The organism is Nocardiopsis sp. L17-MgMaSL7, from assembly GCF_003182025.1.
Classification (GTDB): Bacteria; Actinomycetota; Actinomycetes; order Streptosporangiales; family Streptosporangiaceae; genus Nocardiopsis; species Nocardiopsis prasina.
The window spans coordinates 80,702-106,402 of record NZ_QGTF01000010.1 but is presented as its reverse complement, the minus strand read 5'-3'; the positions used below and the strand labels follow the sequence as shown (position 1 = coordinate 106,402).

General features: G+C 69.6%; 23 protein-coding genes, 1 tRNA gene and 1 pseudogene. 14 read left to right on the top strand and 11 right to left on the bottom strand.

From position 1 onward, the window contains the following. Window positions 1–61 precede the first annotated feature (61 nt). Window positions 62–148 (top strand) — tRNA-Ser (locus BDW27_RS18635). 534 nt (window positions 149–682) lie between these two features. On the opposite strand, the gene BDW27_RS18630 is transcribed toward BDW27_RS18635, so the two are convergent. Both BDW27_RS18630 and BDW27_RS18625 read right to left on the bottom strand, forming a co-directional pair. Continuing rightward, window positions 683–1,537 (bottom strand): ATP-binding cassette domain-containing protein, encoded by an 855-nt coding sequence (locus BDW27_RS18630; protein WP_110050778.1) that lies wholly within the window; start codon window positions 1,535–1,537, stop codon window positions 683–685. 65 nt (window positions 1,538–1,602) lie between these two features. Next, a complete protein-coding gene (locus BDW27_RS18625; protein WP_233515814.1) occupies window positions 1,603–2,337 on the bottom strand; it encodes a hypothetical protein in 735 nt (244 codons plus the stop codon). Between the two features lie 399 nt (window positions 2,338–2,736). On the opposite strand from BDW27_RS18625, the gene BDW27_RS18620 reads away from it, so the two are divergent. From BDW27_RS18620 to BDW27_RS18595, 6 genes are all read left to right on the top strand, one after another. After that, the gene (locus tag BDW27_RS18620; RefSeq protein WP_233515813.1) at window positions 2,737–3,339 is read left to right on the top strand and encodes an RNA polymerase sigma factor; all 603 of its coding nucleotides are present in this window, start codon (window positions 2,737–2,739) and stop codon (window positions 3,337–3,339) included. Window position 3,340: 1 nt separating this feature from the next. Continuing rightward, the gene (locus BDW27_RS18615; protein ID WP_233515812.1) at window positions 3,341–4,276 is read left to right on the top strand and encodes a hypothetical protein; all 936 of its coding nucleotides are present in this window, start codon (window positions 3,341–3,343) and stop codon (window positions 4,274–4,276) included. Window positions 4,277–4,309: 33 nt separating this feature from the next. Then, complete coding sequence (locus tag BDW27_RS18610; protein WP_110050613.1) at window positions 4,310–5,170, top strand: ATP-binding cassette domain-containing protein; 861 nt, start codon at window positions 4,310–4,312, stop codon at window positions 5,168–5,170. A 168-nt stretch (window positions 5,171–5,338) separates the two neighbouring features. Beyond that, window positions 5,339–6,142, top strand: coding sequence for a hypothetical protein (locus BDW27_RS18605; RefSeq protein WP_146223278.1), 804 nt, complete (start codon window positions 5,339–5,341; stop codon window positions 6,140–6,142). A 101-nt stretch (window positions 6,143–6,243) separates the two neighbouring features. Then, window positions 6,244–7,047 carry a hypothetical protein gene (locus tag BDW27_RS18600; RefSeq protein WP_110050609.1) on the top strand — a complete coding sequence of 268 codons (804 nt, stop codon included), beginning with the start codon at window positions 6,244–6,246 and terminating at the stop codon, window positions 7,045–7,047. Further along, entirely contained in the window at window positions 7,048–7,764 is a 717-nt protein-coding gene (locus BDW27_RS18595) for an ABC transporter ATP-binding protein (RefSeq protein WP_110050607.1), read from the top strand. It begins immediately after the preceding gene. A gap of 172 nt (window positions 7,765–7,936) precedes the next feature. On the opposite strand, the gene BDW27_RS18590 is transcribed toward BDW27_RS18595, so the two are convergent. The 7 genes from BDW27_RS18590 to BDW27_RS18560 all read right to left on the bottom strand — a co-directional run bounded on the left by BDW27_RS18590 (window position 7,937) and on the right by BDW27_RS18560 (window position 16,625). Continuing rightward, window positions 7,937–9,706 carry an ABC transporter ATP-binding protein gene (locus BDW27_RS18590; RefSeq protein WP_233515811.1) on the bottom strand — a complete coding sequence of 590 codons (1,770 nt, stop codon included), beginning with the start codon at window positions 9,704–9,706 and terminating at the stop codon, window positions 7,937–7,939. Then, window positions 9,703–10,209, bottom strand: coding sequence for a hypothetical protein (locus BDW27_RS18585; RefSeq protein ID WP_146223277.1), 507 nt, complete (start codon window positions 10,207–10,209; stop codon window positions 9,703–9,705). The genes BDW27_RS18590 and BDW27_RS18585 overlap by 4 nt, the downstream gene beginning before the upstream one ends. Continuing rightward, a complete protein-coding gene (locus BDW27_RS18580) occupies window positions 10,197–11,156 on the bottom strand; it encodes a DUF6895 family protein (RefSeq protein ID WP_110050603.1) in 960 nt (319 codons plus the stop codon). The genes BDW27_RS18585 and BDW27_RS18580 overlap by 13 nt, the downstream gene beginning before the upstream one ends. Beyond that, entirely contained in the window at window positions 11,153–11,734 is a 582-nt protein-coding gene (locus tag BDW27_RS18575; protein WP_110050601.1) for a flavoprotein, read from the bottom strand. Before BDW27_RS18575 ends, BDW27_RS18580 begins: the two co-directional genes overlap by 4 nt. A 30-nt stretch (window positions 11,735–11,764) precedes the next feature. Beyond that, window positions 11,765–13,174 carry a lanthionine synthetase C family protein gene (locus tag BDW27_RS18570; RefSeq protein ID WP_110050599.1) on the bottom strand — a complete coding sequence of 470 codons (1,410 nt, stop codon included), beginning with the start codon at window positions 13,172–13,174 and terminating at the stop codon, window positions 11,765–11,767. Further along, entirely contained in the window at window positions 13,171–16,230 is a 3,060-nt protein-coding gene (locus tag BDW27_RS18565) for a lantibiotic dehydratase (protein ID WP_199560706.1), read from the bottom strand. The genes BDW27_RS18570 and BDW27_RS18565 overlap by 4 nt, the downstream gene beginning before the upstream one ends. Before the next feature lie 236 nt (window positions 16,231–16,466). Continuing rightward, a complete protein-coding gene (locus tag BDW27_RS18560) occupies window positions 16,467–16,625 on the bottom strand; it encodes a gallidermin/nisin family lantibiotic (RefSeq protein WP_233515810.1) in 159 nt (52 codons plus the stop codon). Window positions 16,626–17,042: 417 nt separating this feature from the next. On the opposite strand from BDW27_RS18560, the pseudogene BDW27_RS27840 reads away from it, so the two are divergent. The 7 genes and pseudogenes from BDW27_RS27840 to BDW27_RS18525 form a co-directional block, all read left to right on the top strand. Beyond that, window positions 17,043–17,381, top strand: a pseudogene (locus BDW27_RS27840) (transposase); the annotation flags it as partial. A 273-nt stretch (window positions 17,382–17,654) separates the two neighbouring features. Continuing rightward, window positions 17,655–19,541 carry a S9 family peptidase gene (locus BDW27_RS18550; protein WP_110050593.1) on the top strand — a complete coding sequence of 629 codons (1,887 nt, stop codon included), beginning with the start codon at window positions 17,655–17,657 and terminating at the stop codon, window positions 19,539–19,541. Window positions 19,542–19,598: 57 nt separating this feature from the next. Beyond that, window positions 19,599–20,303 carry a GPP34 family phosphoprotein gene (locus tag BDW27_RS18545; protein ID WP_199560704.1) on the top strand — a complete coding sequence of 235 codons (705 nt, stop codon included), beginning with the start codon at window positions 19,599–19,601 and terminating at the stop codon, window positions 20,301–20,303. Between the two features lie 138 nt (window positions 20,304–20,441). After that, entirely contained in the window at window positions 20,442–21,515 is a 1,074-nt protein-coding gene (locus tag BDW27_RS18540) for an NAD(P)-dependent oxidoreductase (RefSeq protein ID WP_110050589.1), read from the top strand. A 71-nt stretch (window positions 21,516–21,586) separates the two neighbouring features. Beyond that, the gene (locus tag BDW27_RS18535; RefSeq protein WP_040693630.1) at window positions 21,587–22,354 is read left to right on the top strand and encodes a glycosyltransferase family 2 protein; all 768 of its coding nucleotides are present in this window, start codon (window positions 21,587–21,589) and stop codon (window positions 22,352–22,354) included. Then, on the top strand, window positions 22,351–23,022 hold the full coding sequence (locus BDW27_RS18530; RefSeq protein WP_110050587.1) for a DUF2064 domain-containing protein: 672 nt from the start codon (window positions 22,351–22,353) through the stop codon (window positions 23,020–23,022). The genes BDW27_RS18535 and BDW27_RS18530 overlap by 4 nt, the downstream gene beginning before the upstream one ends. Then, window positions 23,019–23,690, top strand: a complete 672-nt coding sequence (locus BDW27_RS18525; protein WP_017544383.1) for a bifunctional 2-polyprenyl-6-hydroxyphenol methylase/3-demethylubiquinol 3-O-methyltransferase UbiG — start codon at window positions 23,019–23,021, stop codon at window positions 23,688–23,690. Before BDW27_RS18530 ends, BDW27_RS18525 begins: the two co-directional genes overlap by 4 nt. Before the next feature lie 51 nt (window positions 23,691–23,741). Here the strand turns inward: BDW27_RS18525 and BDW27_RS18520 are convergent, their stop codons facing one another. Then, window positions 23,742–24,245 carry a hypothetical protein gene (locus tag BDW27_RS18520; RefSeq protein ID WP_017544382.1) on the bottom strand — a complete coding sequence of 168 codons (504 nt, stop codon included), beginning with the start codon at window positions 24,243–24,245 and terminating at the stop codon, window positions 23,742–23,744. Then, complete coding sequence (locus BDW27_RS18515; RefSeq protein WP_199560703.1) at window positions 24,242–25,627, bottom strand: molybdopterin-dependent oxidoreductase; 1,386 nt, start codon at window positions 25,625–25,627, stop codon at window positions 24,242–24,244. Before BDW27_RS18515 ends, BDW27_RS18520 begins: the two co-directional genes overlap by 4 nt. Between the last annotated feature and the right edge of the window lie 74 nt (window positions 25,628–25,701).

Sequence of the window (25,701 nt, the reverse complement as noted above, 5' to 3'; positions counted from 1 at the left end):
TCCCGCGCGGGAGGACTCGTTTTGCGCAGGACCCCCGCGCTCTGTAGGCTGGTCGCAGCCAGGAGGATTCGCCTAGAGGCCTAGGGCGCCGCACTGCTAATGCGGTTGGGGGGCAACCCCCTCATGGGTTCAAATCCCATATCCTCCGCCGGTCAGAAGGGGTCTCACGTCGCGACGTGAGACCCCTTCTTCATGTTCGGGGGTCAGCAGGCACAGGATTCGTGTCAGAGCGGCAAGAAGCCGGCCAAGGTCATGGTGTGGACCACAGAGCTGTGCGTGACCTTCCTGCACCCCTGCTCCAGCCCCGTGAACGCTACTTCGCGCTCTACCAACCAGGCGAAGACCCGCGGCCCCCGATGCGGTGAACTGCTGCCGCTGCGGTGGCCCGGCATCGACCTCAACGCACCGGGTCCCTCACCATCCGCGGCACGAAGACACCGCGCAGCCACCGCACCATCCACCTGGGCCAGGCCGACAACGTGGCCTCGCACCATTGGCGTCATGCCCAACGACGCGAGCGGGCCAAGAGCGCTCTGCCGTGGATGCACAGCGGCCTGGTCTCCACCGATCCGTGGGGCAAACGACTCAGCCGCCACGCCCTGAGGGAGCGCTTCATCCACCTGACAGATGAGGCCGGTCGGCGCAGGGAAGCAGGAGGTGGGGCCCGTGTGGGCCGCTGTACTCACTCGGCGCCCGAGCGCATCAGCGCGATGTAACCGTCCTCCAGGGTCGGAGTGACGGGCCTTCCTCGCGGAGGAGATTCCAGGGCGACGACTCGGTACCCCACGGGCGACGTACTCACCACCGTGGCCTGTGCTCCCAAGGGCGCGTCCGCAGGCATCTCGTAGGTACGGTTGCGCGCCAACGCGGTCAGATCGTGAACCGCACCGTGGAAGACTAGGCGACCATTGGCCAGGACTGCCGCACTCGGGCAGCTCTGCGCTACGTCGTCCAGGATGTGGGTGCTCAGAATAACGGTGCGCTCTTGACCAAGGTCGGCCAGCAGCGACCGGAAGCGCATCCGTTCCTCCGGGTCCAACCCGGCAGTGGGCTCGTCGACGACAAGCAGTCGGGGTGCGCCCAGCAGGCTCTGGGCAATGCCGATACGCCGCCGCATCCCCCCTGAGTACTCGGCTATCCGGCGCCCTCCGTCCGTCGTCAGCCCGACACGGGCCAGCAGGTCCTCGGTTTGGGAACCACGGTCCCGACGGTCTCCGATCCCCTTGAGTGACGCCATATAGTCCAGGAACTCTCGCCCGGTCAGGTCGGGGTAGGGGGTGAGTTTCTGGGGCAGGTAGCCGATGGCGCGCTGGGCCGCGCGACGACCCCCGGTGGTGGCGAGGTCATGGCCACCGACGACGATCCGTCCCGTGGTTGGGCGCAGCGCGCCAGTGAGGATGCGCATGAGGGTGGTCTTTCCGGCCGCGTTGGCGCCGAGCAGACCGACCATTCCGCCGTGGACCGTCAGGTCGACACTGTCCAAGGCTCGCACGCCACCCCTGAAAACCTTGGTCAGTCCCCTCAGCTCGATATCCATGCGCTCCACATCCGTCCGGTCGTCGCTCGGAGCGTCGCCGTTGGCAGTACTCCGCCTGCATGCGGTCACCTGCGCCTTGCCGCGACCAGTCCCGCCAGAATAAGGAACACAACGGTGAACGCCGCCAGGACTGCCAGGTTCGCCAGTGCTGTGCCCGTCCCCGCAGCCGGGCTGAGGAGGCCCGTCAGCTCCCTGTTCGCCCACACCGTCCGCTCGCCGAACCAGGCCGCCGCCGGATATCCCCCGACAGGGGACAACAGCGTTCCGGTCGGCGTAGCCAGCGGCAGGAGCTGAGGGGAGGTGATGGTGGACCACAGCCAGATCCCGGCGGTGGCGATCCGCGCCAGGGACATGGGAAGCACCAGTCCAAGCAGGTAGGCCAGTGCGGTCAGCACGGTCGCGCCCGGCACCAACATGGTGGCGAAGGCCGCCAGGGCGACGGCCAGCGGGCGCACTCCGCCATCGGCAACCGCCGCCGGAACCGCGCATGCCATCACCACAAGGAACGGTGGGAGCAGGGCCACCCCCAAGGACGCGACCAGCATCGCGGGCAGTCGGGTCCAAACGGTGCAGGGAGTGGCGGCGATGAGGTCGCCCATACCGGGGCTCAGCCCTCGCGCCACCCGGTCGGCCAGCGCCACACCGATGCCCAGTGTGCACAGGAGGCCCGTGATCAGGGTGGCCTCGCCGACGTGGCGCACGCCGTCAGCGATCTCGGAAGGGAGGCGCCAGGCAGCCACCAGTGCCAACAGCGACAACGGCACCACCGCGTACCAGAGGGCGCGTTGACGCATCGCCATGCGCGCTTCATAGCGCAAGGTGCCGCAGAAGGCCGGGAGGAAGGAGGAGACCGTCATTTTCGCCGTTTCTCCTTCTTCATGAGTTACTCGACACGGCCTGGCCGCCGCGCCGGACGTTCGCCGTGGGCACTTCGAGGGCGGCGTGCAGGAGGGTGGCAGAGCCCTGGAGCTTGTCCAGTTTCCTTATATGCGTAGTCTGCACGTGCCCGTAGTCTGCACGGTCAGACGTAGTTCGCCCGAAGGTGAGAACAGGCACGGGGACCGCGATCTGAAGGGCCTGCTACCTGGCACCTGATGACGCGCTCCTTACCGACACCCCGTCACGGGTGACAGGAGGAACGGCCCTACCGGGGCTGAAGGCCGGGCGTTCCTTACGGAACCGCTAAGGAAGGCTCTGGGGTGAACCCCTCGGCGTGCGAGCGCTACGTACCCGGAGTGGAGACCGACACCAACGTGGACACCGATCGTGCTTTGCTCGCCGCCGTAGCAGTCGGAGACGAGCCCGCCTTACGTGTCCTCTACTATCGGCACTCTCCGGTGATGCTGCGCCTGCTGCGCCGTCTGACCTCCGATGCCGGTATCGCGGAGGAGCTGTTGCAGGAGAGTTGGCTCGCGGTCTGGCGCTCGGCCGCGACCTTTCGCGGAGACTCGTCGGTACGCGGGTGGCTGCTCGGGGTCGTGCGCCGCCAAGCGCACAACCGACTGAGGCGGATCGAGCCGGCACGGATCGCCTTGGACGCCGAGGAGATGCTCGAACCGGCCGACCCCGGAGTGGACGTAGAGGCCGATGTGCTCGCCTCCGCCGGGCAACAGCAGATCCTGGCGGCGATCAAAGCCCTGCCCCGACGCCACCGGGAAGTAGCGGTCCTGGCGCTGGTGGAAGAACTGCCCTACACCGACATCGCCGAAGCCCTCGGCATCCCCGTGGGCACGGTCAAGAGCCGTATGGCCAACGCGCGGGCGCGGCTATGTGCCACGCTCGCCGAAGGACAGGTGAGCTGACATGCCCCATCTGACCGAGGAAGAGATCCTGCGGACCTCGCGTGTGGGCCAAGGCCCGGAAGCACACGCGGATGGCCTGACGGAGTACCAGCGCTCCCATCTGGACACATGCGCCTCATGCTCCGCCCGCGTTTCGGGAATGAGAAACGTCGCCTCTGCATTGAGGGCTGCCGAGCCGGATGTGCAGCCGCCCTCCTTCGAGGATCTCATCGCTCCTGCCCTCGCCGCGGAGCGTGCAGCGCCCGTCGCGGAAACCGCGCCGCATACACCGCCCCTCACCGCCGTGGGCGCGGCCCGTCTGGTCGCGTCCCTGGTGATGCGCCAGGCGCGGCTCGTTCCGGTCTCGCTGTGGCCGCTGACCGCCGCAGGGCTCGCCGTACTGTTCGTGTTCGTTGGGCAGGCCCCCAATCCGTCCGTCGGCGCGGTCTTCTTCGGTCCCGGGGCAACGCTGCTGACCACAGGGGCTGCCCTCGCCGTGTGCTCACCCAAGCGGGACCCGCGTTCCGAAATGCTGTACGCCATGCGCGTTTCCCCGGCAGCGGTGTGGCTGGCGCGGCTCACGTTGGTGATGGGCGCAGTGTTGGCGGCATCGGCGGCGGTGTCGGCGGCCTCTGCCGCTGTCCTCGGCGCCCCGCAGGCCACCGCGGCGCTGATCGCCTCCTGGTTGGGGCCCGCTGTGCTGGGAGTGGGGGTGACCGTGTTCGGTACTGTGTGGCGCTCCCCTTCGGTGGGTGCCGCCCTCGGGGCCGGGTCGTGGCTTATGAGCGTGGTCGGTTCTCGCGACGCCGCGTTGTTGGGCTCCCTGCCGTCCAGAGTGCGCGATACGATCGGCGCCCTGTGGACGACCACTCCGCTGAGCCTGTTGGTCGCGGCGATGTTGCTGGCCGCGGCGGCCTGGCTGGTCTCGCGTCCGGACCGGTACCTGGGCGAGGGTTAACGGTCGGATGACTCCCCGGGGAGGAACCACAGCATGCGCGTAGTGATCGCAGGACTGTTCCATGCCTATAAGCGCCAGCGGGTCCTGGATGGTGTCGACCTCGAGTTCGGCTCCGGCGTCCTGGGGCTACTGGGGCCCAACGGTGCGGGGAAGACGACGCTGCTCCGGCTGTTGGCGGGCGTCCTTCGGCCACGCACGGGGCTGATCGAAGCGGGAGGCCACAACCTGCGCACAGGGGAGGGCCGCCGGGACCTCCGGCACGAACTCGGTTACCTTCCTCAGGATGCGGCGCTCCCGCCGGACATGTCCCCGCGCGACTTCCTGGACTATGTCGGGCTACTGAAAGGCATGGCTGAGCCGCGCGAGCGCCGACACCAAGCTGACGAACTGATCCAACGCTTGGGTCTGGCTTTGGAGGCCGACCGCCGACTGGGGTCGCTCTCCACGGGTACCCAGCGCCGCGTGGGAGTCGCCCAAGCCCTCATGGGTCAGCCGAGGCTGATATTGCTCGACGAGCCCACGGCAGGCCTCGACCTTGAAGAACGCATCCGCCTGCGCGCGGTGCTCGGCACACTCGGCGAGGGACGCACCGTGGTCGTGTGCACGCACCTCTTGGAGGACGTGCAAGCGGTCTGTCCAGAGGTAGCCGTCCTACACATGGGCAGGGTCACCTTCTCCGGCCCGGCCGCCGACCTCACCGAGATCGCCGCCGACCGCGCCTTCGAGCTGATGCAGGCACCTGTCAGTGGAGACTCCGGCTCCTCGTCCTCTCCTCTTCGTAAACGCGTGCTCGCCGACGTCCCTCCTCCCGGCGCCCGCCCCGTTCTCCCCACCATGGAAGAGGGCTACGCCGCCCTGATACGTGACCTGCGCAGAGAGTCGACGGCGGAGTAGTCCGCAGAGACGGGCCGCGCACTCCGCCCCTCTTGTCCTGCGATCAGCCGCCGGGCATCCGGGAGGGCAGGACCGTCACCTTCGTCGAGGACGCGACCACAAGTGAACCTCCGTGTCTGTGTGCGCTACGTACTTCTGTGCCACCGAAACACGGAAAGTGAGATGGCGATGTCCACGTCAGAGCCCGCCGGGCAGCCCACCGCGTCCGCGCGGGACGATCCGTCCCTCACCCTCCTGACCTCCCTGGCCCTGGTCCGGCTCCGCAACGGCCTCCCCCTGTGGATGAGTCTGGCTCCGCCCCTGGTGATAGCGGCACTACTCGTGATCGCGGTGTTCGTCGGTGCGGAGCACGACCAAGAGGCAGTGTGGGACCGCTGGTTCGGCCTCACCCTGTACCTCTGGGCCATCCTGGCACCCATGCTCGCCGGGCTCTACGCGGTCGGCTCCCACCAGGCCGACGAGGGTGTCAAACGCGTCATGTACTCCTACGCCTTTCCTCGTCGTCGGCTCCTGTTCGCCGACATCTTGGCGCTCACAGCCCTGTGGGTGAGTTCGGCACTGCTGCTCGCGGCCCTCGTCGCCCTGGCCGCCCTTGCCAACGGCACCCCCACCGACGCAGGACCGGCTGTCGCTGGTGCTCTCCTGCCAGTCCTCGCCGCCCTGCCCACTCTGGTGCTGTGTGTGATCGCCGCCGAGGCCTGGGGGCTCGCGGGCGCGACGTGTGTCGGCGTGGCCGGGATGCTCTTCGGAGCGCTCACCGGCGACAAGCCCTACTGGTGGGTCTTCCCTCCGGCGTGGCCGACACGTGCGGTCATTCCCATCGCCGAAACCGGGGGCCTCACCGGCTATTACGCCGACGGCGACCCGATGCTCTCGCTCTCCGTATTGCCCGTGATCGCGATCGCCGCCCTCACGCTCAGCGGCGTGCTGCTGGCCGCGGGTGCCTGGTACGTCGACCGGCAGGAGGTCTGAGCGATGGCGGAGCCCGGGTACCGACCTCAGCTGCCAGGGACGGCGCCGCCCGTATTCCCGGCTAAGACTCCCCGGACCCTACGACGAAACGAGGAAGACTGATGACCACCACCGGATCCGACCGCACCTCGCCCCCAGCGATCCGGGACGACCCCTCGATCGCCACCGTCGTCGCGGTGGAGCTGGACAAACTCCGGCGGGGCTTCTGCTTCTGGTTGTCCCTGGTACTGCCGTTCGTGCTGGTCCTGCCCCTCGGAGTGGTCGCCACCCTTTCTCCCGAGGGGCGTAGCGGCGATGTGTGGGGGATCTGGTTCAGCGTCACCCTGCTGTTCTGGGGGATGTTCCTCCCGATGGCCGCGGCGTTGTACTCGGCCATGTCGGTGCGCGCCGACCTGGCGTCCCGCCGGGTGGTATACGCCTACGCATTTCCCCGCCACCGAGTGCTGTTGGGTAGGTTCCTGGCGCTGCTGCTGCTGTGGCTGGGCAGCGCGCTGCTGCTGGCCTTGTTGCTGACGGTGGTCGGCGCCGTGCTCGTCGGTCCACAGGCGGCCTTGCCGGTCCCGATGGGGGTGTTGGTGCCCTGGGTCGGCGCTGCCGCGACGCTGGCCCTGTGCCTGGTAGTGGCCGAGCGCTGGGGCACAGGGCTCACCGCGGTGATCGGCGTGCTCGGAATGCTGCTGAGCGGGGTCATCGCAGATACCTCCGCGTGGTGGTTCGTCCCCATGGTCTGGCCCCTGCGCGCCGTGGTTCCGCTCGCCGGAATCGAGGCCAGCGGGGTGCCGCTGGAGCCCGGAGACCCACTGTTCTCGCTGGCGCTCCTGCCCGTCATCGCTGCCCTGTCCTTGGCACTGTCCATCGTCCTGCTCGCAGCAGGGGCCCGTCACGTCAACCGCAAGGAGCTTTGAATGCCGTCCGCACTGCGCATCAGCGCGCTCACCAAACACTTCGGCTCCAACGCTGCGCTTCAGGGGGTGAACCTCGACGTCGCTGATGGCGAGGTCTACGGGTTGCTGGGACCCAACGGGGCGGGCAAGACCACTGTGATGAAGGCGGTGGCTGGCCTGCTGCGCCCTGACTCGGGGACGGTGGAGGTGGCGGGCCGTCCCTTCACCCGCGACTCCCTGCGCGGCATCGGCGCGCTCATCGACGGCCCGGGGCTGTGGTCGCGGATGAACGCGCGCCAGCATGTGCGGGCGCACGCCAAGCTGCGTGGGGTCGATCCCGACGACGCCACATCGCGGCTGCTGCCGCTGGTGGGCATGGACCAGGTCGCCGACCGTCGTGTGTCGGCCTATTCGCTGGGCATGCGCTGGCGGCTCGGCATCGCCATCGCCATGATCGGCACACCCCGCCTGTTGGTGCTCGACGAGCCGACGAACGGCCTGGACCCTATTGGCATGCGCGAGATGCGCACTCTGCTGCGCCGGATCGCCGAGTCAGGGGCGACCGTGTTCGTCTCCAGCCATCAACTCGACCAGATCGCCCGCACCTGCGACCGAGTGGGCGTCATCGTGCACGGCCGCACATGCTATGAGGGTTCCCTGTCCGGACTGGCGCCCGACGGCGACTTGGAGGCGGGCTTCTTCTCTTTGGTGGAGCGGACCTCCAGCGGCATCCGCTGAGCAGGATCACCGGGCGACGAAGCGGCCTTCGCCGCGGTTCGCTGCTTCACGGTCGAAGCAACGAACCACGGCGAAGGCCGCGCCCACGCGTGTGTTGGATGGGGCGCCGGGCACCGCGCCACGAGGTGGGCAGAACCATCGAACGCACAGGTTGATGAACGAGCCCAGGGGCTCAGCGCGGGGACAACAGCTGCGTCACTGCCAGGTCCCGGTACAACGAGTCGCCCGCGACCAACTCCTCGTGGGTTCCCACCGCACGCACCCGCCCGGCGTCCATCACCACGATCCGATCCGCGCTGGTCACCGTGGAGAGCCGGTGAGCGACCACGATGACTCCGGTTTCCCGCGCCGCGTCCTGCACGGTCTCCTTCAGCGCGGCCTCATTCGCCGCGTCCAGTTGGGAAGTGGCCTCGTCCAGCAGCAATAGCCGCGGCTTGCGCAGCAGTGCCCGGGCGATGGCGATCCGTTGCTGTTCGCCGCCGGAGAGCGTGGTACCGCGGTAGCCTATCCGGCTGTCCAACCCTTCTGGCATCCGCGCGAGCAGTTCAGTCAGTCTGGCCCGCGACACCACCTCCATCAGTTCGGCCTCGGAGGCCTTCGGCGCCCCCAGCCGCAGATTCTCCCGCAGCGTCCCGGCTAGTACAGGCGAGTCTTGCTCGACGTAGCCGATAACGGCCCGGAGTTCTCGTAGCGGCCAGTCGGCGACGTCGGTCCCCTCGAATCGCACCGTTCCACGGTCGGCCGCGTAGAAACGCTCGATCAGCGAGAACACCGTGGTCTTCCCTGCGCCGGAGGGGCCCACCAAGGCGGTCAGCCCGGCTCCCGGAGTGGCGAAGTCAACCCCCCGGTGCACCGCTGGCAGATGGTCGGCGTAACCGAACTCCACTCCTTCAAACTCCACGCTGCCGCTGCCGTCACCGGGGGAGGGCCTGGCATCGGTGTTCTCTTCCTTGTCGAGTCGCTCGGCCTCCTCCAGCCGGTAGACGGCAGCCAGGCCAGCCTGCATCGAGGTGACCGCATCCACGATCTGGTTGATGGGGCCGGAAAGGTAGAACATCAAGAGAAGAAGAGCAATCAAGGTGGACACTTCGAGCTCTCCGGCCGCTACCCGCATACCGCCGACCCCCAGCAGTACAAGGAAGCACACCTGGACGGCGGTACCGGACGCGGTCATCGATGCAGCCATCCAGCCAGCCACATCCACGCCCTTGCGCCAAGCCGCGACCGCCGAGGAGTCCAACTCCGCGCGCTCGGTCTCCTCGGCTCCGTTGGCCTTGATGGTGCGGAAGGCCCCGAAGACCCGTTCCAGGCGGGCCCCCATGTCGCCCACCGATTCCTGAGCAACGATGGTGGCTCGACTGATTCGCGGGAGCAGCACAACCATCACCGCCACAAGGAGTAGCAGCGACCCCATGGTGACCACGACCATGAACACGTCCATCCACAGCATCACCACCAGCGCCCCGGTGACCAGCAGGATCCCTGTTGCGGCTTGGGAGAAGCTGCTGGTGGCTACCGAGCGCAACAGGGTGGTGTCGGCGGTGGCTCTGGCAACGAGGTCGCCCGGCCTGAGCCGGTCGACTTCGCCCACTTGCAGCCGCAGCATGCCTCCGAACAGGCGACGCCGCGCACCGAGCACGACGTGTTGGGCGGTGCGCTCAAGCAGGTACACCCCAACCGCCTGGATCAGCGCGCCCGCGATCACGAGCGTGCCCAGTAACGCCAGTGGGCCGGCCAGCGGCGCCGATTCAGCGACCCGGTCAATGACCTCTCTGGCCACCAGTGGCTGGGCCAGCCCTGCTATCCCGCCCACCAGAGACAGCAGGCCTCCCGCCAGAAGCATGTTGCGGTGCTGTAGCGCGTACTGCCACAGCACCCGCAGCGGCGCTTTCGGGCCTCCCTGCCGGGCTACCTCTTTTGGGGACGGTATCTCGCTGCTCATGTGCGCTCCACCTCTCCCTGTGCCGAAGTGCCCCGACATTCCAAGATCGTCCGCAACGTTCGAGCGCACGCGGCCGCAGTGGATTCGTTGACCGTCTCACAGCCGCCTTCCGGCTCCAGGCGGAGGAACCCGCCCTCTGCCGTGCGGCGGGAAACGATGAACGCCGCAGCGCTGTCGGCGGCCTTGGACCCGGCGGGTCCTAGCAGCGCCGCGGCACGGCCCAACGCTGCGGCCATATCCAGGTCCCTGGCCCGGGTCGCAACCGCGACGGCCGACTCCAGGGTCAGCGCCCACAGGTCCACATCACCGGATGCGCCTGCGCTGCGGGCAGTCAGGGCTGTTACGGCCGTTCGAGCGTGTCCCCTCTCAGGAGCGATGACGTCGAAAGGGTGCGGCTCCCCTACCCTCTCTGGGAGGTCCTGCACCTCATCGTCGCTCGGGTCCTGACACGGGCCCACTGCTCGCAGCGTCGCCTCTATCTCGACCGAGGTCACTCTCGACATGTAGTTCCTTCTCTCGCTGCCATCGCCGCCATCGCCGCGGTGATGGTCGGGTGGTAGCAGGTGCCGAAGGCATAGGCACGTCCCGGCTCCCCGGTCGCGCGTTCTGCAACGCGTGCGTTGTACAGCAGGCTGGCCACTGAGCCGTCGGGACGCTGTGCGGCTGACAGACGGGCGTGCCCGTGGAGGGCCAGAGGGTGATTCCCGGCGCCTAGGTAATCCGCGCACGCAAGCAGTTCGGCGGTGAGGTCGTTGTCGGACCGGGCCAGACAGGAGCCGAGCAGCCGCAGCACAGTGCGGGTGCGGTCCGGACCGCCCGCGGGCCTTGCACCGAAATCGGTGGCGTAGAACATGATGTGGGTGACGCCGTAGATGTCACCGTCGCTCATATGGCAGTGGTCAGCATCCAGGTGGGGCTCGCAGGCGGCGAGCAGTGAGGGGATTGAGGGCTGGTCCGCGTCCATCCCTGCGAGCTCCAGGACGTATCCCAATTCCAGGGCGCTCGCCGGGGGCCGGTAGCGTCCATTCACGTTCCCGGCACCGGTGGCGATCGCCAGCTCCGCAGCAAAGCGAGCGGACGGCACGAGGCCACGGGCACTGTCCAGCTCCTCGATCAAGGCCACCAGCCACAGGACGTGGGGGAAGAGCGCGCCGCCGCCGCGCAGCTCTTCCAACCACCGCGGCCGATCGGTGATCGACCGCCCTATCTCCAGCGCAGGACCCGCCAAGCGATCAGCGTCGCCCCCACGGTTCCCTCTTCTGAGCACACGCAGCAGCACGAGCAACTCCAGCACGGGAGTCCCCGGAAAGGTCCGCCGGGGCAGGTGGCGCTCCCAGCGTTCCGGTTCGAACCACGCCATGTTGGCCTCAAGCCAGGCCAGTGCGGCATCGACGTCCAGACGCGGCGCCTCGACCGAACGAGCCGACCGGGTATCAGCGATCGCACTCACTCCGTCCCCCTCCCGTCCACAGCCGACGCCAGGTGTCGGAGCAGTTCCTCGGGCGGCGGCGGTGCCAGGCTCGGAACCAACGCTTTGGAGGCGACCTCATAAGCGGTGCAGGGTCGCGGTTCGACGACCTCATTCCCGTCCTCACGAAGACGGGCGACGTTGCGCTGCACGGCCGACTTGCCCCACATCACCGGGTTCATGGCGGGAACGTACGTCACGGGTCTCTCAGCCGCCAGAAGTACTGAGGTGAGCAGGCTCGGAGCGAGTCCTTGAGCGGCGCAGCCGAGTACATGCGCGGTGCAGGGCAGCACCACCACTTGGTCCGCCCATCGCCCCAGAGCGACGTGTCCGCGCCCGTGGTCCGCCTCGGTGTAGACCCCGTCGCATACGGCGCGCATACTTTGCTCAGACACCAGCCCCTCCGCGGTGCGAGTCAGGACCGCGGCGATCCGCTCGACCCCCACCGCGCGAAAGGCGTACAGGTAGGCGGGCAACGTAAGCGCCGCGATCGAGCCGCTCACGCCGACCAGGAGTCGGAGCGGGAGCGTATCCGTCTCGGCTTGGGTTCCGCTCGTCATGTGTTCTGCCTTTCTCGTCGCGGATCGGACTCAGCTCAGCGCCAGGCAACGGTCCCAAACAGGGTCTCCATCGCCACCCAGGGCGCCAGCGGCTGGAAGCAGCGAGCACGCCACCCCGGCAGCCCCTTCCAACACCCCAGCGATGTCCAGGCGGCGGTGTGCGGGTGCGGACTCCCGCCAGCCCCGAGCCGAGTCGGGAACCAGGTGCGCGAACAGGAAGGGGTTCTGCTCATCCGCGTGCTCCAGTACTCGTCCAACCAGAGAGTCGGCGCCCCTTTGGAGCTCGTTGTCTCCCGACTCCCTTCCGATCCTCCACAGCACCTGACCAAACCCGGCCAGGCCATGGCAGATGGTGGGCCCATCCAGCCTCCACTGCGAGGGGTCCCGTCGCAGCGCCACGCGCAGGGACTCCACCGCCTCGTGACGCCAGGAAGCGACCCCGAAGGCCCGGCCAGCTGCATACAGGGCACTCGCAATCCCGGGAGCCCCGTAGCACCAGGCGGTCCGGGTCATGCCTGCATGAGTCCGCTCACCGGACACCTCTTCCTTCAAGGGAACCCTGCAGGGCCAGTAGACTCCGCTGTCGTCATGGAGCCGCCAGGAGAGCAGCCAGTCAACAATGCGATGCACCGCTTCGCGTTGTCCGCTGACTCGGTGGCCACGCTCCTCAGCCGCGGCGAACAGCGCAAGCGGCCCAGCGATGCCATGGGCCAGGCCGAGGTTGAAATCGCCGTCGGGGTAGGCACGACGGTCCTGCTCAACTGCTTGGAGCTCGTTCGGTACCCACCATCCGGGCAGTTCTCGGTCGACGCTGCGGATTGGCCGGGTGAGCGCCACGAGGTGCCGCAGGGTAGCCTCCACTGCCTTGGCGGCGTCCGGTTCGCGCTCGTCGGGGGCCTCAGCCGAGTCCAGGAGGATGCGGCCGGTCCCTGAGAGTCCCTTGATCACGTCGTACGCTTCCGCGGCCACGCCGGGCTCCCCCGCATCCCGACGCGCGGTGGCCTGTTGAACGCGGGTCTGCTGGTGGTCGCAAAGCCACGCCACGAGCTTGCGGCGCAGCGTTCGGTAGCGGCCGGGCGCGCGTTGGGTGCACGCTTGGACAGCCGCCAGCACCGAGGCCGGTCCTCCGAACAGTCCCGAGCTCGGTGAGGACGGCAGCAGCTCGGTGGCTGCGCGCACATGCTCATGCGCCGCCCGGGCCCACCGCTCGTCGTGTACCGAGAGCTCGGCGTACAGCAGAGCCACACCCGGGTGACCATGGGAAAGGGTGGCCGGTGCCCACACTGACGCGCCGAAAAGCGGTTCTCGGTTGTCCTCGCGTCCGGCGATCCGTGCCGTGCGCTCAGGATCGGCCAAGCGCTCAGCCACCTGCTCGATGGCGCGCACCGCGCGCTCTCCGGTGCGCGCACGCTGGTCCTCGACAGCGCCATAAGCGTTCATGATGTGTGTCTCCTACGATTCCGGTGATCGTTAACCGCGGCGCGGACAATGCCCAGGAGATCGCGCTCGCGCTCGGAGCCGCCTCCGAACAGCCGGTTGCAGGCCATGTGCATCACACTTCCGACCACCCTCGGGACGGGGGTCACTGGGGTCGCCTGGTCGCGCAGTAGCGCGCCGTACGAGGCCACGGCGCTGTCCCTGTCGGCGAAGGCACCTAGAAGTGCCTCGCCCCCGGGCAGAGCGCGCAGCTCTCTCCAACCGCCAGCCGGGTCAATCAGCCGACGCCACCGCTCCCGCTCGGAGCGGTATCGCCCCGGGACCTCCCGGTGCGTTCCGGTGACCGAGAGCCAGGCCGCTGCGGGGTCGTCGGCCAGCCCCGAGACCCGATCCCACCCGGGTCCCGGTCTAGGCGGCCCGGGCGGCCCAAAGGCCTGGGCCAGGCACGCGAGGGAGACGGCGGCGACTTCCTCTGCGTCCAGCGAGAAACCCTTTCTGGCGCCTTGGAGCAGCCGGAGCACACGCAGCACAGCCACACTGTCTTCCTGGAAGACGCGCTCTGCGGCCTCCTGGGTGTCTAGGCCGCCATACCGCTCGAACTCCGGATCGTACTGACCGATCTGGTGTTCCCCGGCCAAGCCGAGGGTCTGCCACTCACTGACCAGGCGCCCCACCTCCGGCGCGGTCTCGGCCCAGATGCGCTCGGGAGACCCGTGGAAACGGACGCGCAGCAGATGGCGGCCATCCTCGGTATAACGCATGAAGAACCACCGGTCAGCGCCGGTCCGCTGGGCGACGTCCGCAAGCGCGGGCATGTGGTCGCGAAGCAACTCGTCCTGGGTGCGCCGAGCGACCCGCAGCCGCAGGAAGAGCCAGGGACCACCCAGACCGTGGCGTGTACGTCCCGGCACCAGGCGCCCCTGGAACTGAGGACGCGAGGGCGGCTGCCGACGCACCATGGGGACCACAAGCTCCATGAACGGGCTGCCGGTTCCCATGCCTGCGCCCTCGTCGGCATCGCCGGGGACTTCCCGGACGAGGGTCTCAGGGTTGCGACGGAGTTCGTCGCGAAGCAGGTTCCGGTCCCACGGGTCGTCGAGATCGAGCAAGAGCCGCTGGTCGGCGGCGACTGCCAGGACGCGCTGGGGCACCCGCCAGTCCTCCCGCCAAGTGGCGACCGCGCGATCCCACTCGGAATTGGTCGCACTGGTGGCGCCGACCAAGGGATCGAGCCGCCACGTCGGTGGGATCAGCTGGACACGGCCGTAGCGGACGCCAGGGAGGAAGGGTGCTCCGGCCATCGGCCCCCAGTCCCAAGGCTCCCACAGGCGCATGCCCTCGCACCCGACCTCGTGGAGGAACCGCATCACGTTGGGCGCCTGAGCCTGTGGGCTGACCATACTGGGCAGCACGGGGACCACCTCGCGCCCAGACGGCAGGTGCACCAGACACAGCCGCTCCAACGTCGCCCCGACTGCGATGTCGGCCAGGCGCACCTCTTCGACTCCCTTTCCGGCCGGGAGGCCGGACGAGATTCGCCGTCCGGTGCGAGGCACGACGTGCACGACGTTGGCGGCCCTCCCCGAACGCGGCACGAAGGCCAGGTCGGCAGCGAAGGCCCCGCGCACTTGGACCGGCACCTGTTGGCCGAGCGCGTCGATCTCGGCCTCATTGTCGCCAATCAGGTCCGCGAAGCGAGCCAACGTGGCGCCCGCCTGATGAGAACCGGGGATGCCGGCGGGAGCGACGCGGAACTCGCCCCGCTGCATGGCGTCCACTGAACGTGAGGTAACGTGCACGAAGAGTTCGCACGAGTTGGGCAGATCGGCCTCTTCGGCCCGGTCATAGACCAGCCGCTCGAAGGTCGCTTCGTCCAGCTCGACCTCACGCACGCCCGAGCGCAGCGCCTCGGCCACCAAGCGAGCCAACACCCGGTTGCGCTCGGCGGAGGACGCCTCCTCCACAGGTGCCTCGGGTGCCTCGGCAGCGGGCCAGTCGTAGCCGGGAGGCGCCCCGAGACCGCGGTTCTCGTCGAGTAACTCCAACACCGGCACTAGTCGATCCACACCGTAGTGCTCAGTGAACCGCCGGTGATAATCGCGCAGCGCGCGCATGCCCAGGCGCGGCGTCGACAGCCGCCAAAGCAGTTCTGCCATGCGCTCGACCTCGCTCCGGACCTGCTCGGGCAGCCGAATCGTCGCGTCCAGCCGGGTATCGACATGCACCGGTGTACGCACCGATTGGATGGCCTCAACCCGGGAATTCAGCGCGCGCAGCGCATCGAGCCCCTTCCCGATGGGCAGAGCGTCGTATTCGTGCCTGGAGCGGTCGATCGCGACCAGCTCATCGCGGATGTGCGCACTCTCGGCGCGAATGCCAGTCCGGGGCAGTTCCGACAACACGTGGTTTAAGGGATCGGTCCCGTCCAACGGCGGTCGCAGCGAGGTGATCAGGAACTCCTGCGCCACCAGGGCTTTGAGCATGCGCTCACCCTTCTCTGGGGCGACTTGGAACTCCTCGGCCAGCGAAGCCGAGACGGTGGCGAAGGAAGCGGGATCAGCCACGGATTTGAGCACGCTTCGGATCGGAACCGTGGCCTGAATCGACGCCTCGGCGAATGCGCTTGCGCCGTTTAGCAATCCCTTCGACGAGGGCGCCGACAGGACGATTCGCTCGCCGCGTTCCAAGAGCGCTTGGTGTGCCTGGATGTGCAGCCCGCGCAGGACGCCCGGATCGCTCTCCAGGCGGCGCACAATCTCCTGCAACCATTCCATGTCGGGACGAGTCCGGGTTCGGTGCGCGTCACCGAAGGCGAACTTGGCCGCAGAATCAAACCGGCCCGCGCAAACCCCCGCGAAAAGACCGAAGGGAGTAGAGCGAGTGCGCATTCGAACGTCATAGCGCTGCACTGAGACCACGGCCTTGCGCAGCCTCTTGTCGCTCAGTTCCCCTTCCCGCTCTTGGGCCACCAGATCCAGGACAAAAGCGAGGCTGGGTGAGGCCAAGGTGACCGCTTCGACCAGGTGCGGGTCGCGTACGGCGGCGCGCAGCAGGTCCAAGCCGGCCCTGCGACTGCGCGGGTCCCCACCCACTGACCGACTTATGGGTGCGGATCGGGCGGCCAGCGGCGCCCGAACGAGGAATAGGTCCCAGCCTTTGAACAGTGGCTCCGGCATGTGCTCCGTCTCGTCGCTCGTGACCGCATTCGGTCCTGGTGTCCTTGGGTGAACGAGGGGCCCAGGCGCATGGGGGCCTGAGCCACCGGCGATGGCTCAGACCCCCTTCAGGCCCTAGGTCAGCAGCAGAAGCTGTTGAAGGTGCCGTTCTCACAGCCCGGTGTGCAGACGCTGACACTGGTCACCGCAGGGCTCACACTCGTGGCCTCGACGCTGACCTCAAGGTCGAGGTCGAACATGTCGACGTTGTACTTCTCACTCATCAAATCGGCGTTCATATTCACCGTTTCCTTTCGTGTATCTAAAGGGCATGGCGTCAATCGACCCTTCGGAAGATTTCCCGCCGTGGCCATTCAAAGGCCTATCCCCCAGGAAGCACAACCCCGCAGGCACAGATGTGATTGTCCACATCCGGTCAGCCAGTCCGATCACAACCTTGACCAAGGGAAATTGGAACCGTTCTCGCAGGTAAGCGTCATGGCGTCGATATAAGCGGCCGAGCCGGCCGTCCGATCGGCCTGAAATCCTGGGGCCACATCTGGCCACGTTGGACACTGATATTCCTACTCAAAAGACCAGAGGCCCAATATCGAATAGAAAGCAACCATCATCCTCTACCGTGGCGCTGCTTGATCTGTTAGTGCGGGAGCAGACAAAGGGGCCACTCAGCACCACCGTCGACTCCCAGTCGATCCGCATCAAGAGAGGGGGAGAGCACCGGCCCAAACCCCACCGGTGGGGGCAAAGTCGGCTCCAAGCTCCACCTGCTGTGCGACAACCAGGGCCTCCCGTTGGTCCGCGCGATCTCCGCGGCCAACGTCAACGACGGCGACGCGATCAAGCCCCTGGTTCGGGGTATCCCTGCGGTGTGAACGCGGCGAGGTCCCCGGCGGCGGCGTCCGGCCAGGCTCCACGGTGACCGTCCCGGCATCGAGTCCTCCCAACGCCTGGCCCGACACCGGTACAAGGTCGAGTGCTCGATCGCCTGGTTGAGCTCCTGCCACAGGCTGAACGTGCGCTGGGAGCGCGAGGCCTCCCCACCTGGCCAAGCACGCTGAGAGCTTTTGAGATGAGCTCTTGGGCGCGGTCGCACGCGGACGCATGGCGTCTCACCCTGTCCACCTGGGGCGGAGTGCCCGGGGGTGACACCACGTCATGCCCTCGCGCACACGGATGTCATGCGCGGGTGTTGACGCGGCGCCACTGTCCGGCGAGGGCTCCGGCGGCTTGGATCGAAGAGCAGGACGGACGACGACCGCTTCTCGCGGCGCCGCCCAGACCGCCTTCCAGACCAGGACGGGAACGACATGGCACTGCCGGACCTCCACACGATCGACGACCTGTACGGCTCACCACAGCGCACCGGCGCGAGGATCTCACCCGACGGCACACGGATCGCCTTCCTCGCGCCGTGGCGGAACCGGCTCAACGTCTGGGTCCAGGACCTCGAACCCGGCTCCGAGCCCCGCCCCGTGACCGCCGACGAGACCCGCAGCGTGCTGAGCTACGAGTGGGCCGAGGTCCCGGGCCTGCTCCTCTACCTCCAGGACGACGACGGGGACGAGAACTGGCACCTGTACCGGGTCGACCTGGACTCCCCCGGGTCCGCCGCGGTCGACCTCACCCCCTTCCCCGGCGCCAGAGTCGTGGGCTTCGAACCCTCCATCGCGCGACCGGGCCGGATGACGCTGCTGCTCAACGCCCGGTCCCTCGCGGAGTTCGACACCTACGAACTCGACGTCGCCTCCGGTGAGCTCACGATGGTGGTCGAGAGCCCCGGACCGGGCAAAGCGATGTTCCAGACCGGTGACGGCGGTTGGTACTCCACCGAACTCACCGCCGAGGGCGACCTGGCCCTCGCCCGCCTGGACGAGTCCGGCGAGGAACGGCCGTTGATGGTCATGGACGGCGCCGACTACCCGTTGGGTCCCTTCCCGCTCCAGACGACACCGGAGGGGAAGGGCCTGTGGGTCGGGTCCAACCGGGGCACCGACCGCACCCGTCTGGTCCACGTCGACCTGGTCACCGGCGAGGAGACCGAGGTCGACAGCCACCCGACCCTCGACCTCGACACCCGCGCGCTGGTCAACCCCGGTTTTCCGGAGCCGCTCATCCGTGACCGCCGGGGCGCCCTGCTCGGGGTGCGCTACCTCGGTGAACGCCAGGTCGTCCACGCAGTGGACCCGCACTTCGCGGAGGTCCTGACGGCTCTGGAGAAGCTGTCCGACGGGGACCTCGCGCACGTGTCACCCGACTCGAGCGGTCAGCGGTGGGTCGTCTCCTTCACCCACGACCGCGACCCCGGGGCGACCTGGTTCCACGACCACGCCACCGGTGAGTCCCGGCTCCTCTTCCGGCCCTTCCCGCACCTGGACCCGGACGCGCTGGCCCCGATGCGGCCCGTCACGATCACCGCGCGCGACGGGCTGGAACTGCCCTCCTACCTGACCCTTCCCGTCGGTGTGGAGCCGACCGCCCTGCCGATGGTGCTGATGGTCCACGGCGGCCCCTGGATGCGGGACGCCTGGGGGTTCAACCCCACCGTCCAACTGTTCGCCAACCGGGGATACGCGGTACTCCAGGTCAACTTCCGCGGGTCGACCGGCTACGGCAAGGCGCACACCCAGGCCGCGATCGGTGAGTTCGCGGGCAAGATGCACGACGACCTGATCGACGGCGTGGACTGGGCTGTGGAGCGGGGCTACGCCGATCCGGACCGGGTGGCCGTCCTCGGGGGTTCCTACGGCGGCTACGCGGCCCTGGTGGGGGCGGCCTTCACCCCGGACCGGTTCGCGGCGGCCGTCGACATCGTCGGCATCTCGGACCTGGCGAACTTCCTGCGGACCCAGCCCTTGTTCGTCCGTCCCGGGCTGGTGAACAACTTCCACCGGTACGTCGGCGATCCGGAGGTCCCCGAGCAGGAGGCCGACATGCTCGCCCGCTCGCCGATCAGCCGGATCGACGACATCCGTGCCCCGCTGTTCGTGGCCCATGGCGCCAACGACCCCCGCGTCGTCCGGGCCGAGTCGGACAACCTCGTCGAGTCGCTGCGCGCCCGTGGTGTCGAGGTCGAGTACCTCGTCTTCGACGACGAGGGGCACGGGGTGGTGAACCCGGAGAACCAGACCGCCCTGTTCGGCGCCGTCGACCGCTTCCTCGCCCAGCATCTGGGAGGACGCGCCGAGCACGCCTGACCGCGAGCGCACACGCGGCGGGGGACGATGGACACCACGACCAGAGAGGCACGGACCGTGTCGGAGACTCCCGGAGTACACAGCACCGGCGACCAGGGAACGCGTTCGCTGGCGGAGGACGTCCTGCTCATGCTCTTCCAGCCCGCTTCGGGGACGATCGCGGGCGAGAACGTCCTGTTCCACGTGCTGGGTGGCGCGGTCCTCACCGACCTCGCCCTGCGCGGCCACGTCGAGGTGCGCGAGGAGCGCCTGCGCGGGCCCGTGGTCCACGCGGGGTCCGTGGCGCCGACGGACGACGTGCTCAGGTCCGCGTGGGACTACGTCGAGCAGAAGCCGCGCAACGCGCACACCGTGCTCGCCGCGATCGGCCCGGGGCTGCGGGCTCCGCTGCTGGACCGGCTCGTGCGGTACGGGGACATCGAACGCGAGGACCGGAAGATGCTGGGGTTCCTTCCCCGGAGCGTCCTCAGGCTCGGTGGCACCGGTCGGCACGAGGAGCTCTTCGAACAGGTGCGCTCGGTACTCGTCGACCGAACCGAGCCGACGGCGCGCATCGCCGCGGTGACCGCCCTGGTGGCGGCGAGTGGGACGCTCCCCCACCTCGACAGCAGGATCCCCTGGAGCTCCGCCGTGATCAGGCGGACCAGGGAGTTGGAGGAGGGCGACTGGGGTGCGGGCGCGGCCGGGGCCGCGGTGCTCCGGACGAACGCGGCCGTCGTCATCAACACCCTGGTCACCTCCACCGTGCTCGCGGCGAGGTGAGGACATCGACGGACAGGTGGTGTTCGCCGACGGCGGGCTGACCTGGGGCGGGGCCGCGCGCTCCGGGCCGACCGGCGGCGGCACGACTCACCGGAACACATTCGGTCGCGGCGCGCGCACGCGGCGTAGGTTGACCCCATGCGCGTACTAGTCACGGGTGGTGCCGGGTTCATCGGGTCGCGGGTGGCGGAGGAACTCCGCCTGGCCGGGCACGAGGCGGTGACCCTCGATGCCTACCTGCCCCTGGCACACGGAGGGCGCGGCCCCGACGGGACCGTCGAGGTCGTGGCCGACGTCCGGGACGGCGAGGCCGTCGAACGGGCCCTGCGGGGGGTGGACGCGGTCTGCCACCAGGCGGCGATGGTCGGGCTGGGCTCGGCGGACTTCCTGGACGCGCCCGACTACGTGGACTGCAACGACCTGGGCACCGCGGTCCTGTTGGCGGCCATGGCCCGCACCGGCGTCCGCCGCGTGGTGATGGCCGGTTCCATGGTCGTCTACGGGGAGGGCCGGTACACGTGCCCCGAGCACGGCGACGTCCGCCCCGGCCCGAGGGCGGAGTCCGACCTCCGGGCCGGACTGTTCGACCCGCCGTGCCCGCGCTGCGGTACGGCGCTCGTTCCCGGTCTGGTGCGGGAGGACGCGCCGAGCGACCCCCGCAACGTGTACGCCACCACGAAGCTGGCGCAGGAGCACCTGTGCGCCTCGTGGGCGCGCGCGGTGGGCGGGCGCGCGCTGTCCCTGCGCTACCACAACGTGTACGGCCCGGGGATGCCGCGCGACACTCCCTACGCGGGCGTGGCGTCCTTCTTCCGGTCGGCGCTGGCCCGGGGCGAGGCGCCCCGGGTGTTCGAGGACGGACGCCAACGACGCGACTTCGTGCACGTGCGGGACGTGGCCCGCGCCAACGTGGCGGCCCTGGAGGCACTGCCGGACCGGGCCCCGGGCGTGCTGTCCGCCTTCAACACCGGCAGCGGAACGCCCCACACCATCGGGGAGATGGCCGAGGCGCTGGCGGACGCGCACGGTGGCCCCGCACCCGTGGTCACCGGCGAGTACCGGCTCGGGGACGTCCGGCACATCACGGCCTCCTCGGACCGGCTGATGAAGGAGCTGTCCTGGCGCCCCCGGGTGGGTTTCGCCGAGGGCATGGCCGAGTTCGCCCGTTCCGAGCTGCGCGGGTCGGTCGGCACCGGCGTTCCGGCGGGCTGACCGTCCGACACGCCAGCGTGTCGCGGGGCCATTCACTGACTGTGCCTTTATGACTTCGTAACGTGATCAGGGTGATCAACGAACCGCACGGTAACGACCGGAACGAGCAGGCGCGGGCACACCCGGACTCGACGGGTGCCGGACCACCGCCGGTCGACCTGGTGCTCCCCTGTCTGAACGAGGCCTCCGCTCTCCCCTGGGTCATGGAGCGCGTCCCAGCGGGTTGGCGGGCGATCGTCGTGGACAACGGTTCGACCGACGGGTCGGCCGCCATCGCCGAGAAGCTCGGAGCCGTCGTCGTCCCGGAGTCGCGGAGGGGGTTCGGCGCGGCGTGCCACGCGGGCCTGTCGGCCGCCACCGCCGAGTACGTCTGCTTCTGTGACTGCGACGCCTCCCTGGACCCGAGCCTGCTCCCGGGGCTGGTGGACCGGATCCGGCGGGGCGACGCGGACCTCGTCATGGGCAGGCGGCGCCCCACACGGAGGGGTGCCTGGCCTCCCCACGCGCGGATCGGCAACGCCGCCGTCGCCCGGATGCTGCGCTCCCGGACCGGCGTCCGGGTCCGCGACATCGGTCCGATGCGGGCCGCCCGGAGGTCGGGCCTGCTGGGGCTGGGCATGACCGACCGGCGCTCGGGCTACCCGTTGGAGACGGTCGTGCGCGCCGCGGACGCGGGCTGGCGCATCACCGAGGTGGACGTCCCCTACCTGCCCCGGTCCGGGGCGTCGAAGGTGACCGGAACGTGGCGCGGGACCTGGACCGCCGTGCGCGACATGACCTCGGTGCTGCGCGAGCCGCCGACCGGGGAACGCACACGCGCGGAGGAAGGAAGACGATGAGTCGGCCCGGTCGGGCGGACCGGCGCGCCGGTATCACGACACTGCTGGTGATCGCCAAGGAACCCGTCCCCGGCCTGGTCAAGACGAGACTGACCCCGGAGTACTCTCCCGAGGAGGCGGCCGCCGTCGCCGAGGCGGCCCTGGCGGACACCTTGGAGACGGTGCTGCGTCTTCCGGCGCACCGGCGGCTGCTGGTGCTGGAGGGGCGGCCGGGACCCTGGCTGCCCGAATCGGGCTTCGAGGTGGTGCCGCAAGCGGGCGGCGGGCTGGACGAGCGGCTCGCGGCCGCGTTCGCCGCGTGTTCGGGTCCCTCACTCCTGATCGGTATGGACACGCCCCAGCTCACCGAACGCCACCTGGCGCCCGCCCTGTCCCCGGGTGCCTGGGAACGCGCCGACGCGTGGTTCGGCCCGAGCGAGGACGGTGGCTTCTGGGCGCTCGGGATGGCAGCGCCCGACCCCGACCTGGTGCGCGGCGTACCGATGTCGACCCCCCACACCGGACGGCTCCAGCGGGCGCGGCTCGTGGACGCGGGTCTGCGCGTGGGCGACCTGGAGCCGCTCAGGGACGTGGACACCCCGCGGGACGCCGCCGCCGTGGCCGCGCTCGTGCCCGACAGCCGGTTCGGCGAGGCGGTCGGGGACTGTAGGACGGGGGCCCGGCGATGAGCGCGCCGGAGATGGGGGTCGACACCCGCGCGGCCCCGTGGCTGTGCGACCCGTACTCCCGGGCGCTCGTCAACGGCCACGGCCCCCTGTACCTGCGTCGGTCAGACGGCTGGATACTGCCCCTGGACGTGGAGCGCTGGTGCGGAGCCACCGACAGCGCCGACGAGAGCGTCCTGGACCGTTCGGAGGGTGACACCCTCGACGCGGGCTGCGGCCCCGGCCGCATGGTCCTCACACTCACCGCCCGGGGGCACCGGGCGCTGGGCGTGGACATGAACCCGGTGGCGGTGGCCCGGGTGGTCGAGGCCGGTGGGCAGGCGGTGCGCGCGTCGGTGTTCGACCCCCTGCCGGAGGAGGGCCGCTGGAACACCGCACTGCTGGTCGACGGGAACATCGGCATCGGCGGGACCCCGGATCGGCTGCTCGCGCGGATGCGGGAGCTGGTGCTGCCCCAGGGTCTGCTCATCGTCGAGGCCGCCGACCGGGACGTCGACGAGTGCGTGACGGTGCAGGTCACGGACGGTTGGGGGAAGCCGGGCGCCCCCTTCGCGTGGGCACGGCTCGGGCTCCCCGCCCTACGGGCCTACGCGGAGGCCACGGGGTGGAGGTGGTCGGACTCCTGGCAGGTGCGGGGGCGCTGGTTCGCGGCGCTGCGTGCGCCCCTCTGACCGGCTCGGCTCCGGTGGAGCATCCGGGGAGGGTCCTGGAAGGCGCGGTGATCAGGTCGTGCGGGCCCGGCGAGCCACCCGCCCGGCCCGGACGGCCCCCACCAGCGCGGAGACCGCGAACAGGGCCGCGCTCACCAGGAGCCAGCGGACGGCGAACGGTTCCCCGGTCAGGCCGGTCTTGGTGACGTAGGTGTCGGAGGGGCCGAGGATCAGCGGGAGGTAGACCAGCAGCAGGAGCGCGGAGGCGATCGCGGGGACGCGCACGTGGTCGAGGAGGACCGCGCGCACCCGGCCGGGTGCGGGACGGGCGCCTCCCGCACGCCCGCGACGGCCTTTTCCGACGACGGCCCGCAGGGCGCGGCCCACCAGCGTGTAGGCGGGCACGAGAACGAGGTCGTGCAGCAGGGCCGCGCCCACGAACCAGAGCGCGATGCCCCACGGATCGCCGCCGTGGAGCAGGCGCACGCCCGCGTAGGCGATGACCGCCAGCGTCACGGCCATCAGGACCAGGTGCCACGGTGAGGCGCCGTACCAGCGGCGCGGGGAGGCCCTCACACCGCACCGAAGCTCAGCCGGGTGACCCACTTGGTGTTGTGCACGCCCGGGCTGGCGGGCACGATCACCCTGGCCGGGTAGCCGTGGTCGGGTGTCAGGTCCGCGCCGTTCACCCGCAGGGCCAGGAGTGATCGGGGGTCGGCGACCTGGTTGTCGCGGAGCGCGGCGCTGGCGAAGGACCCGGACTCCTGCGCGGACTCCACGAATACTCCGGGCGGCCCCTGCGCCCCGACCAGACCGGCGAGGTCGGCCAGGCGCACACCCTCCCAGTCGAGATCGCGGGTGGACCACCCCTCCACGCAGGCGATGGGCAGCGCGGACCGGTGCTGGGGCAGGGCGAGCAGGTCCTGCCTGGTGAGGACGGCCTCGCCGCCCGCCCCGCGTACGGTCAGCCTCCAGTCGGGTCCCGTGTGGGCCTCGGTGACTCCCGCGTAGGCGGCGGTCGTGTTCACCGGGAAGGCGTCGGCCCCCTCCCCCGGCAGCCGTCCGTGCGGTGCCAGGAGCGCGGTCGGCCGAAGCGCGCCGCCGAGGCTCTGCCCGATCGTGGTCAGCAGGAGCGCGAGCGAGCCCAGGCCCACCGCGCCCACCACGGTGCGGCGCGACGCCGCCCCGGGGTCGGGGTCCGGTGCGACCAGTTCGCCCTGCTCCGGGTTCCGGCCCCTCCCCCGGTCACGGGGGGCGCTCAGCGCCTCGCGGAGTCCGCGTGCGCGCAGTTCCCTCACCATGGTCGGCAGCTTCAGGACGACATGGGAGAACAGGGCCGCGACGAACACCCAGGCGCCGTAGAAGTGCAGGGGGTAGAAGGAGCCGGGGAAGACGTACTCCAGCTGCATGTTGAGGATGCCGGTCGCGAAGACGAACAGCGCGCCGCCCACCAGGAACAGGACCGTCAGGCGTTCCAGGGCCTGGGCCGGGGAGACCGCCGGAGGCCAGCGGAAGAGGAGCGGAACGACCGACCAGAGCTTGGCCAGGAGGACGGGGACCAGCGTGACGCCCAGCGTGACGTGCACGCCCTGGGTGAGGCGGTAGAGCCACGGTGGGTCCGTGGGCCAGGGGAACAGGTAGAAACCGAGCAGACCCTTGTCGGGGGTCTTGTCGTTGGACACCAGGTCGGGGTTGTAGGCCGCGTAGGAGAGCAGGCCGGTGACGAACAGGATCGGGACCCCGACCAGCAGGACCGACCCCAGCAGCGACGTCAGCCACGGACCGCGCGCGGGGCCGCGCCAGAAGCCCGGCCGGGTGGGTCCGAAGGGAGGGCCGTCCCGCAGCGCGTCCGGCAGCCGCCCTCGTCGTGTGCGAGGCGTCGGATCGTCGGCCCCTCCGCCCCCGGTGTCGCCCGGCGCCTCCGAAGGCGTCTTCCCGCCCTGGTCGTCCTCGTTCACGCGATCGGTCGCCTCCCGGTCCGACGGGCCAACTCGCGGTCATGCTAGGCCGCGCCCGACCTGCCGGCGCGGAC

Excerpts from the sequence above, each read along its gene's own strand:
- BDW27_RS18570 (WP_110050599.1), bottom strand. The coding sequence starts at position 13,174 with ATGAACGCTTATGGCGCTGTCGAGGACCAGCGTGCGCGCACCGGAGAG.
- BDW27_RS18615 (WP_233515812.1), top strand. The coding sequence starts at position 3,341 with ATGCCCCATCTGACCGAGGAAGAGATCCTGCGGACCTCGCGTGTGGGC.
- BDW27_RS18590 (WP_233515811.1), bottom strand. The coding sequence starts at position 9,706 with ATGAGCAGCGAGATACCGTCCCCAAAAGAGGTAGCCCGGCAGGGAGGC.
- BDW27_RS18625 (WP_233515814.1), bottom strand. The coding sequence starts at position 2,337 with ATGGCGATGCGTCAACGCGCCCTCTGGTACGCGGTGGTGCCGTTGTCG.
- BDW27_RS18525 (WP_017544383.1), top strand. The coding sequence starts at position 23,019 with ATGAGCGCGCCGGAGATGGGGGTCGACACCCGCGCGGCCCCGTGGCTG.
- BDW27_RS18605 (WP_146223278.1), top strand. The coding sequence starts at position 5,339 with ATGTCCACGTCAGAGCCCGCCGGGCAGCCCACCGCGTCCGCGCGGGAC.
- BDW27_RS18585 (WP_146223277.1), bottom strand. The coding sequence starts at position 10,209 with ATGTCGAGAGTGACCTCGGTCGAGATAGAGGCGACGCTGCGAGCAGTG.
- BDW27_RS18630 (WP_110050778.1), bottom strand. The coding sequence starts at position 1,537 with ATGGATATCGAGCTGAGGGGACTGACCAAGGTTTTCAGGGGTGGCGTG.
- BDW27_RS18540 (WP_110050589.1), top strand. The coding sequence starts at position 20,442 with ATGCGCGTACTAGTCACGGGTGGTGCCGGGTTCATCGGGTCGCGGGTG.
- BDW27_RS18560 (WP_233515810.1), bottom strand. The coding sequence starts at position 16,625 with ATGAACGCCGATTTGATGAGTGAGAAGTACAACGTCGACATGTTCGAC.
- BDW27_RS18610 (WP_110050613.1), top strand. The coding sequence starts at position 4,310 with ATGCGCGTAGTGATCGCAGGACTGTTCCATGCCTATAAGCGCCAGCGG.
- BDW27_RS18595 (WP_110050607.1), top strand. The coding sequence starts at position 7,048 with ATGCCGTCCGCACTGCGCATCAGCGCGCTCACCAAACACTTCGGCTCC.
- BDW27_RS18575 (WP_110050601.1), bottom strand. The coding sequence starts at position 11,734 with ATGACGAGCGGAACCCAAGCCGAGACGGATACGCTCCCGCTCCGACTC.
- BDW27_RS18600 (WP_110050609.1), top strand. The coding sequence starts at position 6,244 with ATGACCACCACCGGATCCGACCGCACCTCGCCCCCAGCGATCCGGGAC.
- BDW27_RS18530 (WP_110050587.1), top strand. The coding sequence starts at position 22,351 with ATGAGTCGGCCCGGTCGGGCGGACCGGCGCGCCGGTATCACGACACTG.
- BDW27_RS18550 (WP_110050593.1), top strand. The coding sequence starts at position 17,655 with ATGGCACTGCCGGACCTCCACACGATCGACGACCTGTACGGCTCACCA.